A 12,468-nucleotide genomic window follows, 5' to 3' on the forward strand; every position below is an offset into this window, starting at 1 on the left:
TGGCAGTACCCACAACTCCACACGCATGGAAAGGAGGTGAAAGCAATGGACGGTGAGGTGACCGCTGCAGAGGCGTTCGTGCTCGACGACGTCGACGCGCTCATCGACCAGCTGGAGACCCAGTTCGACGAGGCACAGATCCTCAAGGTCGGCACCATGGGCACCACCCGGGGGTGCACCAACGTCGATGGCTGCACGGGAAGTTGCCCGTGCGCCCAGTAGGCGTACCACGCTCCGCTCGCCCCACGGACATGGAAAGGAGGTGACAGCAATGGACAACAACGCCACCGACAACGACTCCTTCGTGCTCGACGACGTCGACGCGCTCATCGACCAGCTGGAGACCCAGTTCGACGACGCGCAGCTCCTCAAGGTCGGCACCATGGGCACCACTCAGGGATGTACCGCGGCCACGAGGTGCACCGGCTCCTGCCCCTGCACCCAGTGACGGCACGGTGACCCACCCCTACGCGCGGGGTTGCCCGCCGGGCGCGCCGGAGTGATCGGCGGGCACTCCCCATCCCGCGCGAGGGCCGCCGGAGCCGTGTACACCGATCGGCTTCGGCGGCCCGCCCGCACCGCGTTCACCTCGTACGCCTCGTACACCGCGTACACCGCGTACACCTCTTTCTTGATCACTTCATGGCGAAAGGCCGCCGCCCCATGACCACCCTCCACCAGTTGCCGAACTCCCCTTCCGACTCCCGCGCGGGTTCGTCGGTCTCCGAGCCACTGCTCTCCGCCTCGGCCCGCGCCCTGACGGCCTTCGCCACGCACGCGCCCCGGGGCGAGCAGGGCGAGGAGTACAGCATCGACTTCGGGCCCGCCGTCCTCGCCGCCCTGACCGCGTCGGCCACCTCGATCGACGGCGGCCCGCCGCCGGTGGACACGCCCCCGTCCCGGGCCCTCGCGGCCTGGTTGCGCCAGCTCCGGCACGGCTGCACGCACCCGGGCCTCTTCGGCTGGGGCCTCGGCGGATATCTGCTCGGCCTGCGCACCGCCGCGGCCGTCTGGCCCGGACTCCGCGGCCTCGCGGGCCTCGCCTTCCGTGAGCTTGCGGGCACCGCGGGCCGCTGGCACGACGAGGAACTGGCCTGGTACGACTACGACTTGGTGACCGGCACGGCCGGGACGGTCCTCGCCCTCGCCTCGGACCCGGCGTGCACCCGGGACGACCTCACGCACTCCGTCGGGCACCTCACCGCCCTGTGCGACGGTGTCGGCCTGGCGCGCCTGCGGGTCGGCCAGTACAAGGACGAGGACATGCGCGGCTGGAACCACGGCCGCGTCAACTCCGGTGCCGCGCACGGCGCCGCCGGGGTCGCCCTGGCCCTGTGCCGCGCCGCCGACACGACGGGCCTCACCCCCGAACTGACGCTCTCCTTGGACCACTTGGCCTCCTGGTATCTCACGCGGTACGAGTCGGGGGTCCGCGGTGTCATCACGTGGCCGCCGGCCGGTGAGCTGTCACACCTGCCGAGCCGCCCGCTGACCTGGTGCTACGGATCGCCCGGCATCGCGTGGGCGCTGTGGGAGACCGGGCGGGTCCTGGACGACGCGCCGCTGCGGGAGTTCGCGCTGCACGTCGCCGCCGCCTTCCTGCGCGGCTACGACGAGGAGGCCGACCGGCCCGATCTGACGCTGTGTCATGGACTGCCGGGGCTGGCCCTGGTGTGCGACGCCTTCGACCGGCACGCGCGTCTGCCGGGGGCCGCGGCGCTGCGCGACCGTCTGGCCGGCCGCCTCATGGAGCGGCTCGACGAGGTGACGGAGCTAGCCGAGCGGGACGGCACGCTGCTGACCGGTGCCACCGGCGCATGCGCCGCGCTGCTCACCCTGGAGACCGGCAACCGCACCTGGCTGCCCGCCTTCGGACTGCGGTGAGGGGGATGCGCCGCGCGGCACCGGCGACGCCACGGCCTCCGTCACCGAAGCCCGTGCGCTCCCTACTCCGGATGCTGCCCCACGCCTCGCTTCCCCTGGCCGCCACGCTGCTCGCGCTGGTCCTCGTCGATGCCGCCCTGACGCCCGCTCTGATGCTGAGCACCGGGGTGCTGGTGGGCCGACTGCCCGACGTCACGGCCGGGCTCGACTCGGCCGCGGGGCACGGCGTGCTGGTGGCGTTCGCCGTCCTGTGCGCCGTCTATGTGGCGAGCGTCCTGGTGGAGCCCGCCGTCGAGCTCACCGCGGGCCGGCTCGGCCGACGGGTGGCGGCCCGCACCGCGCGCCTCGTCCTGCGCGGCACGCTGCGCCCCGCGGGCATCGCGGCCCTGGAGGACCCGAAGGTCGCCGACCGGCTGCTGCTGGCCCAGGGGCAGAGCACGGGGACGCTTCCCGTGGCGCAGGCGGTCACGGCGCTCCCCACACTCGTCTCCGCGCGGATGGCCGGGGCGACTTCGGCCGTGCTGCTCCTGGGTTTCCACTGGTGGGCGCCGCTCCCGCTGATCGCGGCGTGGACGCTGTCGGGCGTCTGGCGGGACCGTGAGGTCCGCCGCGCGGTGGACGTCCAGGCGGGCTCGACGACCGAGCTGCGGCACGCCGAGTACGTACGGGGCGTGGCGCTCGGCGGGGCGGGGGCCAAGGAAATCCGCGTGTTCGGTCTGACCCCGTGGCTGGTGGACCGGTTCACGCGCGCGTGGCGCACCGGTGTGGGGCAGGTGGGTGCGGGCCGGGGCCGGGCGGCGGCGCGCGACGCGGTGTCGTTCGCCCTGCTCGTCTGCGCGCACGCGGCGGTCCTGGTGCCGCTCGCCGTGGAGTCCGCCCACGGCCAGGTCGGGGTGGCCCGCACGACCGTGTTCCTGCAGGCCGTCGTCGGCACCGCCGCGCTGGGCTGGCTCGGCGATCTGCAGTGGACGCTGAACCGGGCGAGCGCCGCCGTGCCGCCCGCGCTCGAAGTGGCCGCGCTCCCGGAGCGGGACACGGTGGTGAGCGGCGTGCGGCAGGCCGCGGGGCTCCCGCGGGCCGGGATCCGCTTCGAGGGGACGGTGTTCGCCTACCCCGGCGCCCGCGAGCCGGTGCTCGACGGTCTCGATCTGTGGCTCCCTGCGGGCAGTTCGCTGGCCGTGGTCGGCGGCAACGGCGCGGGCAAGACCACCCTGGTCAAGCTCCTCGCCCGGCTCTACGACCCGGTGGCGGGGCTCGTCACCGTGGACGGACGTGACCTGCGGACCTACGACGTCGAGGCATGGCGCCGCCAACTCGCCGTGGTCTTCCAGGACTTCGTACGCTATGAACTCCCCGCCCGGGACAACATCGGGTTCGGCGCGGTGGACCGGCCCCGGGATGACGCGGCTCTGGCCGGTGCCGCGGGCCTCGCGGGTCTCGGCCCCGTCCTCGCCGGGCTGCCCCTGGGCTGGGACACGCCCCTGTCCCGGCGCTTCACCGACGGCACGGACCTGTCGGGCGGCCAGTGGCAGCGACTGGCCCTCGCGCGGGCCCTGTACGCGGTGGAGCACGGCGCCCGGGTCCTGGTCCTGGACGAGCCCACCGCGCACCTGGACGTGCGGGCCGAGGCCGAGCTGTACGAGCGGTTCCTCGACCTCACCCGAGGGCTCACGACCGTCCTGATCTCGCACCGGTTCGCGACCGTACGCCTCGCCGACCGCGTCTGCTACCTGGACGGCGGCCGCATCGTCGAACAGGGAAGCCACGAGGAACTCGTCGCCCAAGGCGGCCCGTACGCCAAGGCGTTCGCACTGCGGAGTGCCGCATACGCGGGAGGGGCCCGTGCCTGAGACGACGCCTCCATGGAAGGAGCCCGCGCGCAAGACGACACCCGCACCGGAGGGGACCGCGCCCAACACAAGGCGCGCGCCCGAGGGACCCGTACACAAGACGACGCCCGCACGGGAGACCACCGCGCCCACCACACCCCCCGCGCCCGAGGGACCCGCGCCCACCACAACGCCCACACGGGAGAGCACCGCGCCCAAGACGACACCCGCACCGGAGGGGACCGTGCCCGAGACGACGCCCGCACCGGAGGGGACCGTGCCCGAGACGACGCCCGCGCCCGCCGAACGCCCCCCGCGTCAGGCCCGCACGCAGCTGCGGGCCGGGGCCCTGCTGATCGCCACCGCGTTCCGTGCCGACGCCCGCAGGGCCGTCCTCGTCCTGGTGCTCGCCCCGGTCGTCGGCGGCTGCGGGGTCATCAGCGGGCTCGCCATCCGCGAGGCCACCGACGCCGCTCTCCGCCACGAGCTGCGGCCCGCGCTGACGGCGGCCGCGTTGCTCGCCGCCGCGATCGTCACCACGTACGCGGCAGGCGCGTTCGTCTCCGTGCTCCGCATCCACCTTCAGCAGCAGGTCGGGCTGCTCCTCGACCGGCGGCTCATCCAGCTGACGGGCGGCGTCCCCACCCTCACCCACCACGAACACCCCGGCTACCTCGACCGCATGGACCTGCTGCGCGCCCACCGCGGGCAGCTCGGCGGGGCCTTCGGCGCGCTCGTGGAGAACCTGCGGGCGCTGTTCGGGCTCGCCACCACCCTGGGCCTGCTCGTCACCGTCCACCCGGCGCTGCTCGCCCTGCCGCTCTTCGCGCTGCCCACGGTGGCCGCGGCCCAGCGGGGCAACGCGCTCATCGGGCGCGCGGAGGAGGAGACGGCCGAGGCGGACCGGCTGCGCCGCACCCTCCTCGAACTGTCCTGCTCCCCCGAGGCCGCCCGCGAGATACGGATCTACGGCCTCGCCGACGAACTCGCCCGCCGCCACGACGCGTTGCACGACGACGTCATCCGCCGCCGCGGCAGGGCAGACACCCGGGCCGCGGTGTGGTCGGGCGGCGGCTGGCTGGTCTTCGCCGCCGGGTATCTCGGCGGGGTCCTCCTGTCCGTCGTCGCGGTGGCCCGGGGCCGGGGCACGCCCGGTGACGTGGTGCTCACCCTCGTGCTCGGCGCGCAGCTCCTGGGCTCCGTGTCGGGAATGGTCGCGCTCGGCTCGTGGCTGCAGCACGCCCTGCGCGCCGCGGGGCACTTCCTGTGGCTCGCCGACCACGCGGCCCTTCCGGAGAACGCCGCCGCCCGGCCGGGGTCGGTGCGCACGGCACCGCGGCCGGGCGGCGAACTGGTCCTGGACCACGTGTCGTTCACGTACCCGGGAGCGGAACGGCCCGTCCTCGACGACGTGTGTCTGCGCGTCCCCGCGGGGACGACGCTCGCCGTCGTCGGCGAGAACGGCGCGGGCAAGACCACGCTGGCCAAGCTCCTGTGCCGACTGTACGAGCCGACGTCGGGGACCATCACGTACGACGGGACGGACATCGCCACGTACGACGTGCACGCCTGGCGCCGGGCGCTGACCGCCTGCTTCCAGGACTTCCAGCGCTTCGAGTTCACCCTGCGCACGGCGGTCGGCATCGGCGACCTGCCGCGCGCCGACGCTCCGCACGCCGTCGAAGAAGGGCTGCGCCGCGGTGGTGGCGCAGCCCTGCCCGCCGTGCTGCCGCAGGGCCTTGACACACAGCTCGGGGCGGCCTTCCCCGGCGGCGTCGACCTGTCCACCGGTCAGTGGCAGAAGGTCGCCATGAGCCGCGCGACGATGCGGGAACGGCCCGCGCTGCTGATCCTCGACGAGCCGACCGCGAGTCTCGACGCGGCGTCCGAACACGATCTTTTCACGCGGTACACGGCGGCCTCCCGTGCCTCTGCCGCCCCGCCCGTCACGGTCCTGGTCTCCCACCGCTTCGCGACGGTGCGCATGGCCGACCTCATCGCGGTCCTCGACGAGGGGACCATCCGCGAGAGGGGCACCCACGACCGGCTCCTGGCCCGCGGCGGCGTGTACGCGGAGCTGTACCGCCTGGGAATGCGGGGCAGCGAGTGAGGGTGCCCGGGTGCCTCAGCGTCCGACCACTTCAGCGCCTCAGTGCCCGAGGGACTGAGGGACTGAGGGACTGAGTGCCTCTAAGACGAACTCTTCTCGTGCTTCCACTCCTTGACGTGATCGGGCTGGTCCTGGATGGCGAGCAGCATGATGTCCCGGTTCCCCGCCGTCCAGTCCACGTCCAGCTTCAGGCCGCTGATGCGCCAGCCGTCGGCGGTGCGGCACAGGTTGTAGCGGTAGTGCCCGCCGACCGTCCAGGTGGGGTCGCCCTTGTCGTTGGCCAGGATGTGGGTGGCCAGGACGGACGCGGTGCACTCGGCGGTGTCGCCGTGCACCGTGACGAGGTGGTTGCCGACGAGGTGCTGGGTGGCGTCGAGGCCGCCGAGGGCCGTGCTCCAGCCGGAGACGACGTTCTCGCGGCTCAGTTGCAGGGGCTCTCCTCCGTTGAGAGAGGTGTAGTCGATGTCGACCTCCTCGGTGAACAGGTCCTGGAAGACGGACCACTCCCGGCGGTCTGTCACCCAGGCCGACATCGTGCAGGTCTTGAGGATCGAGGCATGGTCGCGCAGCACCGACAGGGTGTCGGTGTCGTGCGGTGCGGTCTCGGCCACGAGGGGAATCCTCCTGTGATGGTGATGGTGCCGGCGCGGCCTGGTCGGGGCCGCGCCGATCGGGCAGAGCGCGCGGGACCGGCACCGGAGCCCCCTCGGCCCCGGCCCCGCGGAGCTCACCGGCGTAACGACACCGGCAGTCGGGACATCCGGACCATCAGCGGACCGGCGAGCCACTCGGGCTCACCGTCGACCGCGAGGTCCGGGAAGCGGTCGAACAGTGCGGAGAGGGCGATCTCCGCCTCCTGGCGGGCGAGCGCGGCGCCGAGGCAGTAGTGGATGCCGTGGCCGAACCCGACGTGTCCCTCGCCGCGCTCCCCCTCGCGGCGCCGGAGGTCGAGGCGGTCGGGATCGGTGTGCTCGGCGGGGTCGGTGTTGGCGGAGACGAGGACCGGCTGCACCGCCTCACCCGCCCGGATCGGCACACCGCCGATCTCCACGTCCTCGGTGGCGTACCGCAGGGCGGTGACGCGGACGGGGGTCCACAGCCGCATCAGCTCGTGCACCGCGACGGGCCAGCGCCGGGGGTCCCTGCGGAGCTCCTCCAGCTGGGCGGGCTCTTCGAGGAGCGCGGCCACGGCGTTGCCAAGCAGATGGGCGGTGGTCTCGTGCCCGGTGTTCACCAGCGTGATGATCATCCGGACCAGGTCGCGGTCGGTGAGGTAGTCCCTGTCCTCGGCCTGGGCCTTGAGCATGGCGCTGATCAGGTCGTCGGCCGGCTCGGCACGGCGGCGCTCAAGGAGTTCCTCGACCTGGTCGACCATCGCCTGGAGCGCGTCGGCGAAGCGTGCCGGGTCCAGGGTGAGCAGCGCGTCGCCCCACTCGCGCCACGCGGGGCGGTCGCTCTCGGGCACGCCGACGAGCTCACAGATCACGGTGATCGGCAGCGGGTACGCGAAGGAGTTGATGAGGTCCACCGGGCCGGGTCCCGCGGCCTCCATCTCGTCGAGGAGCTGCTCGGTTATCTCCGACACCCGTGGTCGGAGGCCGGATATTCGGCGCCCGCTGAAGGCCGGCGCCACGAGGCGGCGCAGTCTGGTGTGGTCGGCGCCGTCCCGGTCGGGGAGCAAGTCCACGATGTACGTGGCGAGTTCCTCGGATACGCCGAGGCCGGCGACGAGTTGTATCTTCGGGTCCTTGGCGTCCGGCGCCGAGTTGATGTTCGTCACCACGAAACGCGGGTCGCTCAACACCGCGCGGACGTCCGCGGCCCGGGTCACGTACCAGGCCGGGTCGCCGCCCATGGTGCGGCCTCGGCGGACCGGTGCTTCTTCCCTGAGCCGCTTGAAACCGCCGTGGGGGTCGGCCATCAGCTCGGGGTCCAACAGGTTGGGCTCGTACGTGCTGGTCATCGGCCAGCGCCTCCTCAGGCGCACGCCGCCGCGGACGGAAGCCGAACGCGACGACGCCGCTCTTGGTCGACTGGGTGGGGGGGCCGTGCTGAAGGAGGGCCTCCGCGTGAGGGCCCTCCAAATGGGGTGGTGCTGGGCTGAGTTCGAGGGGAACGTCAGGGGCGCGGGTGGACGAGCAGCTGCCCGAGGCGCACCATCAGCGGGTGCGGGGCCCAGTGGGGATCGGTGTCCAGACGGAGGTCGGGGAACCGGCGGAACAGCGCCGACAGGGCTATCTCTGTCTCCATGCGCGCCAGCGGGGCGCCCACGCAGTAGTGGATGCCGTGGCCGAAGCCCATGTTGCCGCCGGCTCGTTCGCCGTCACGGCGGGCGATGTCGAAGCGGTCGGGGTCGGTGTGCTGCTTCGGGTCGGTGTTCGCGGAGATCAGCACGGGCTGGACCGCCTCGCCCGCGGCGATGGTGAAGCCGCCGAGCTCGACGTCCTCGAGGGCGTACCGCAGCGGGCTGATGGGGAACGGCGTCCACAGGCGCACGAGTTCGTGGACGGCGTCGGGCCAGCGGTCCGGCTCGCGGCGCAGGAGCTCCAGCTGGTCGGGGTGGGTGAGGAGCGCGGCGATCGAGTTGCCGAGCTGATGGGCCGTGGTCTCGTGACCGGCGAAGACGATGTTGATGACGAGCGTGACGAGCTCGTCGTCCGAGAGCCGGTCGCCGTCCTCGGCCTGGGCCTTGAGCAGCGCGGTGATCAGGTCGTCCGCGGGGGTGGCGCGTCGGCGCTTCACCAGGTCCTTGACCTGCTCGACCATCGACCGCAGGGCGCCCGGCGTACGGTCGGGCGTCATCGACACCAGCGCGTCGCCCCACTCGCGCCACGCCGGACGGTCGCTCTCGGGCACGCCGACGAGCTCACAGATCACGGCGATCGGCACCGGGTAGGCGAACGACTCGATCAGGTCGACGGGTTCGTCACCGGCCGACGCGGCGTCGATGTCGTCGAGCAGCTTCTCGGCGATCTCCTCGATCCGCGGCCGGAGGCTCGCGACCCGGCGGGCGGTGAAGGCGTACGAGACGAGCTTGCGGAGTCGGGCGTGCTCGGCCCCCGAGAAGTTGATCAGCATCCCGGTGACGTAGACCATTAAGTCCTCGGAGATGCCCAGCGCGGTGAGGTTCTTGATCAGCGGGTCCTCGGTGCCGGGCTCCGGCGCCTTGCGGGTGGCGAACCGCGCGTCGCTCAGCACCGTGCGCACCTCCGCCGCGCCCGTCACGTACCAGGCGGGTGTGCCGTCCATGGCCCATCCGCGCCACAGCGACGACTCGTCCCTCAGCCGCCCGAACTCCCCTCGGATATCGGCCATGATGGCGGGATCAAGAAGATTGGGCTCATAGGTTTTGGTCATGGAACAGTCCCTTATTTTCACAGTGCAATCGGAGACACTCGGAGACACGTTGAACCCGCGCATGCATATCTGCGGCGGGGGGGCAAAGCGGCTGACGTACGCGTCAATGACGGGCGGGCCGCGTCAAAATGAAAGGGCGCTGACGCCCGGCTGAACAGACCGGCGCCGGGCCGCGGGAGAAGGTCGCTGGACAGGCCGTGGGTGAGCCGTCGCGACGCTCACGAATATCGGGTCCCGGTGACGGGACCTCGTCGCAAGTGACAGCCGAGCCGAGAATCCATATGCGAATGCTTCCCCCGCCGGATCAGTGGGTTCAACTAATGGCGACATCAGTTAAACGGCTTGCCTCCTCGGGTGTCAACCAAGATCGAGACCCATTGTTTTCGAATCTCTTTCCATTGGTACGCGTTCGTCTTGTTGGGTCCGTTGTGTGTGCTGGATCAAGGCCGCGACCCGCGCCGGGGACGTCGTTCCGTGCGAGCGGAAGAGTTCTTGGGCGGCGATGTCCAGAACCCTCGACCGACTGGGTGCAGATCGTCGAGTGGTACGACGAGCTCGCCCGCCTCACCGACAGCCCGGTCGTGCGGCTCAACCGCGCGGGGGCCGTGGGCGAGGCGGACGGACCGCGCAGTCGCTCGGGCTCAGTCGCTCCGGCTCAGCCGCTCCGGCTCAGTCGCTCCAGCGGTCGTGGATCTCGCTCAGCGTCGCGAACCACACATCGTCGTGCTGCGACGCATGGCGGATGAACCGCTCCAGCATCATGATCGCGTGTGCCCGTCCGCTCACGAGGCCGTGCACGGTGAGGATCACGACGCCGCCGGGCTCGTTCTCGTAGGCGTAGTCGAAGGTGTCCCGCCACCGCGCGAAGACCCCCTCGGTCGACATGAGTCCGGCGAGCGCCCCGGGGACGTGGTCGAGTGCGGGGACGTCGTCCATGTGCCAGGAGACGGGCAGTTCGAGCACCGGGCCGGGCGGACCGAACTCGTTCGGCTCCTCGCGGTGGACCACGACGGGGCGCGGCCGGTAGGGGATGAAGTCGCGGCCCATCAACGAACTGTCCCAGGCGAAGCCGAACTCCTCGAGGATGCCGAGCGTGGAGTCGGAGAAGTCCCAGGCCGGTGAGCGGTACCCGCGGGGGCGCCGGCCGACGATCTTCTCGTGCTGGCTGAGCTGCAGCTCCATCAGGCGCCGTTCCTCCTGCTCCGAGAGCGAGGGCACCGACTCGTGGTACGCGCCGTGCGCGGCGATCTCGTGCCCGTGGTCGAGCACCGACCGGATGCGGTCCGGGAACGTGATCAACGTGTGCCCGGGTGTGCACCAGGTCGTCGGGATCTCGTACTTCTCGAACAGCGACAGCAGGCGCGGTGTGCCCACCTCGACGTCGAATTCCCCGCGCGACAAAAAGGCGGGGCTGAGCTTGGAGGTGTCGCCGTCGGGCGCGCACTGCGCGTCGAAGTCGACGCCGATGTTGACGGCGAGACGCTTGCCTTCGGGCAGGTCGAGCGGCATGAAGACTCCTCAGTCGAGTGCCGGGGCTGTTTGATCGTGGTGTTCTCGCCAACACCCCCTTCGAGCGCGCGTGTTCCCTCCGGTCCCACGCATGACCGGTGCGGGCTCGCGCCGGAACGACGGAGCGGTTCCTCAGTGCCGGTAGGCGAGCACCGCGTCCCGGATGAAGGAGCGGACCAAAGGGCTTCTGTCGCCGTCGTTCCACGCCACCACCACGCGGCTCGGCGGCATGTCGATCAGTGGCACCACGGTGAGCTCGGGCAGCGGCTCGTGGCCCAGGGGCGTCAAGCGGAACCAGCGGCGGTCACCGCCTCGGGGTCACCGAGTCCGTCCTCGCGCCGCACACCCCGGGCCCGCCGCAGCACCGGCATGCCCCGGCACGACGAGGGCTTCTACATCCTCTCCGGCACGGTGCGGTTCACCGTCGGCGACACCGAGCACGACACGCCCGCGGGCACGTTCGCGAGGGTCCCGCCCGGCGCCCCGCACGCCTTCGCCAACGCGACCGGCCAACCGGCCGTCATGCTCAGCATCTTCACGCCGGACCTGTATCTGCAGTACTTCCGTGACCTGTACGGCAGCACGGCCGACGGCGGGACGCCGACCCCGCAGGCCAACATCCGCACGATGAGCCGCTGCGCCACCGAGCCCGCCACCGACTTCGCCTGACCGAGGCGCACGGAACGACGCAACCTCAGCGAAGACATGAGCGAACTCCATGAAATAACGGGAGGGCAGAGCCTCTTACCCCTACAGCGACGACGGACGACGTCGGGGTGGACCGCGGTCCACGGCAGTGAAGGGAGGGGAACCCATGAGCCTTCGACAGTTCGAGTACGCCTTGGCCGTTGCCGAGGAGGGCTCGGTGACGGCGGCGGCGCAGCGGCTGCACGTCGCCCAGCCGTCGGTGTCCCAGCAGATCCGCGGCCTGGAGCGGGAGCTCGGCGTGGAGCTCTTCGCCCGCACGCCGACCGGACTGGTGCCCACCTCGGTCGGCCGCGCGTTCCTGCGGGACGCCGAGACCGCGGTGCGCGCGGCGCGGCGGGCGAGAGCGACGGCGCGGGCCGGCGCCGACGAGCTGGTGGGCGAGTTGGTGGTCGCGGCGCAGATGGGCCTCGGCACACGGCAGCTGCCGGGCGCCCTGGGCGCGCTGCACCGCCGCTTCCCGCGCCTTGAGGTGACCGTCTTCGAGGAGCCGAACCGCGCCGAGCTGGAGCGGCTTGCGCGCCGGGGCGTGCTGGACTTCGCCCTGATGGCCGGGCCGTGCGGGGAGGCCGTCTACGACGGACACCACCTCGGCGACGAGGAGTTCGTCGTGGTCCTTGAACCCGGGCACCGCCAACTCTCCGTGGACCGGGTCGAGTTGAGCACACTGGAACAGGAGGCGTGGGTCCGGTTCGACCACGGCAGCGCGCTCGACGACGTACTCCAGGACGTCCTGCGGGACAACGGCCTGACCCCGACCACCGTCGCCCGCGTGACCCAGACGGCGACGGCCGTGCGCTGGGCCGCGCACGGCCTCGGGGCGACGCTCGTCCCCGCCTCCGCGGTGCCCCACGGTCATGAACACCTCGCGCGCCCGGTGTTCCCTGCCGTGTCCCAGCCCGTCGTCGCCGCGGTCCGGCCCGGCGCGGGCCCGGCGGAGACGGCGCTGCTCGAATTCCTGCGCCAAGAGGGCTGGTACACGTCCGCCTCCTTCTCGGCAGCGCCCTGACGGCCGAGAAGGAGGCGGGTGCGGATTGATTCTCTTCGTCAGGAATCGCTTTTGGGAATTCCGTC

At 71.9% G+C, this 12,468-nt stretch carries 11 protein-coding genes and 2 pseudogenes; 8 read left to right on the forward strand and 5 right to left on the reverse strand.

Features of this window, described 5'->3' with window-relative positions; genetic code table 11:
- The first annotated feature begins 45 nt into the window (after window positions 1–45).
- From ACZ4D5_RS12675 to ACZ4D5_RS12695, 5 genes are all read left to right on the forward strand, one after another.
- On the forward strand, window positions 46–222 hold the full coding sequence (locus tag ACZ4D5_RS12675; protein WP_467772350.1) for a hypothetical protein: 177 nt from the start codon (window positions 46–48) through the stop codon (window positions 220–222).
- Window positions 223–271: 49 nt separating this feature from the next.
- On the forward strand, window positions 272–448 hold the full coding sequence (locus ACZ4D5_RS12680; protein WP_467772351.1) for a hypothetical protein: 177 nt from the start codon (window positions 272–274) through the stop codon (window positions 446–448).
- A 215-nt stretch (window positions 449–663) separates the two neighbouring features.
- Window positions 664–1,884 (forward strand): lanthionine synthetase LanC family protein, encoded by a 1,221-nt coding sequence (locus tag ACZ4D5_RS12685; RefSeq protein ID WP_467772352.1) that lies wholly within the window; start codon window positions 664–666, stop codon window positions 1,882–1,884.
- Between the two features lie 71 nt (window positions 1,885–1,955).
- Window positions 1,956–3,734 carry an ABC transporter ATP-binding protein gene (locus ACZ4D5_RS12690; protein WP_467772353.1) on the forward strand — a complete coding sequence of 593 codons (1,779 nt, stop codon included), beginning with the start codon at window positions 1,956–1,958 and terminating at the stop codon, window positions 3,732–3,734.
- Between the two features lie 223 nt (window positions 3,735–3,957).
- Window positions 3,958–5,823 (forward strand): ABC transporter ATP-binding protein, encoded by a 1,866-nt coding sequence (locus ACZ4D5_RS12695; RefSeq protein WP_467772354.1) that lies wholly within the window; start codon window positions 3,958–3,960, stop codon window positions 5,821–5,823.
- Window positions 5,824–5,903: 80 nt separating this feature from the next.
- On the opposite strand, the gene ACZ4D5_RS12700 is transcribed toward ACZ4D5_RS12695, so the two are convergent.
- From ACZ4D5_RS12700 to ACZ4D5_RS12710, 3 genes are all read right to left on the reverse strand, one after another.
- A complete protein-coding gene (locus tag ACZ4D5_RS12700; RefSeq protein ID WP_467772355.1) occupies window positions 5,904–6,434 on the reverse strand; it encodes a nuclear transport factor 2 family protein in 531 nt (176 codons plus the stop codon).
- A gap of 116 nt (window positions 6,435–6,550) precedes the next feature.
- Window positions 6,551–7,786: a cytochrome P450 family protein gene (locus ACZ4D5_RS12705; RefSeq protein ID WP_467772356.1), complete on the reverse strand. Its 1,236-nt coding sequence runs from the start codon at window positions 7,784–7,786 to the stop codon at window positions 6,551–6,553.
- A 155-nt stretch (window positions 7,787–7,941) separates the two neighbouring features.
- Window positions 7,942–9,180, reverse strand: a complete 1,239-nt coding sequence (locus ACZ4D5_RS12710) for a cytochrome P450 family protein (protein WP_467772357.1) — start codon at window positions 9,178–9,180, stop codon at window positions 7,942–7,944.
- Between the two features lie 515 nt (window positions 9,181–9,695).
- On the opposite strand from ACZ4D5_RS12710, the pseudogene ACZ4D5_RS12715 reads away from it, so the two are divergent.
- A pseudogene (locus ACZ4D5_RS12715) lies at window positions 9,696–9,830 on the forward strand (RNA polymerase subunit sigma-24); the annotation flags it as partial.
- A 19-nt stretch (window positions 9,831–9,849) separates the two neighbouring features.
- On the opposite strand, the gene ACZ4D5_RS12720 reads toward ACZ4D5_RS12715, so the two are convergent.
- Window positions 9,850–10,689, reverse strand: coding sequence for a polysaccharide deacetylase family protein (locus ACZ4D5_RS12720; RefSeq protein WP_467772358.1), 840 nt, complete (start codon window positions 10,687–10,689; stop codon window positions 9,850–9,852).
- Window positions 10,690–10,821: 132 nt separating this feature from the next.
- Entirely contained in the window at window positions 10,822–10,977 is a 156-nt protein-coding gene (locus ACZ4D5_RS12725) for a hypothetical protein (protein ID WP_467772359.1), read from the reverse strand.
- Between the two features lie 2 nt (window positions 10,978–10,979).
- Between ACZ4D5_RS12725 and ACZ4D5_RS12730 the strand changes: the two are divergent.
- Together ACZ4D5_RS12730 and ACZ4D5_RS12735 are read left to right on the forward strand one after the other, a co-directional pair.
- Window positions 10,980–11,358: pseudogene (locus ACZ4D5_RS12730) on the forward strand (cupin domain-containing protein); the annotation flags it as partial.
- A 145-nt stretch (window positions 11,359–11,503) separates the two neighbouring features.
- The gene (locus ACZ4D5_RS12735) at window positions 11,504–12,403 is read left to right on the forward strand and encodes a LysR family transcriptional regulator (RefSeq protein WP_467772360.1); all 900 of its coding nucleotides are present in this window, start codon (window positions 11,504–11,506) and stop codon (window positions 12,401–12,403) included.
- The last annotated feature ends 65 nt before the right edge of the window (window positions 12,404–12,468 follow it).

Source organism: Streptomyces sp. NPDC025651 (assembly GCF_055558735.1).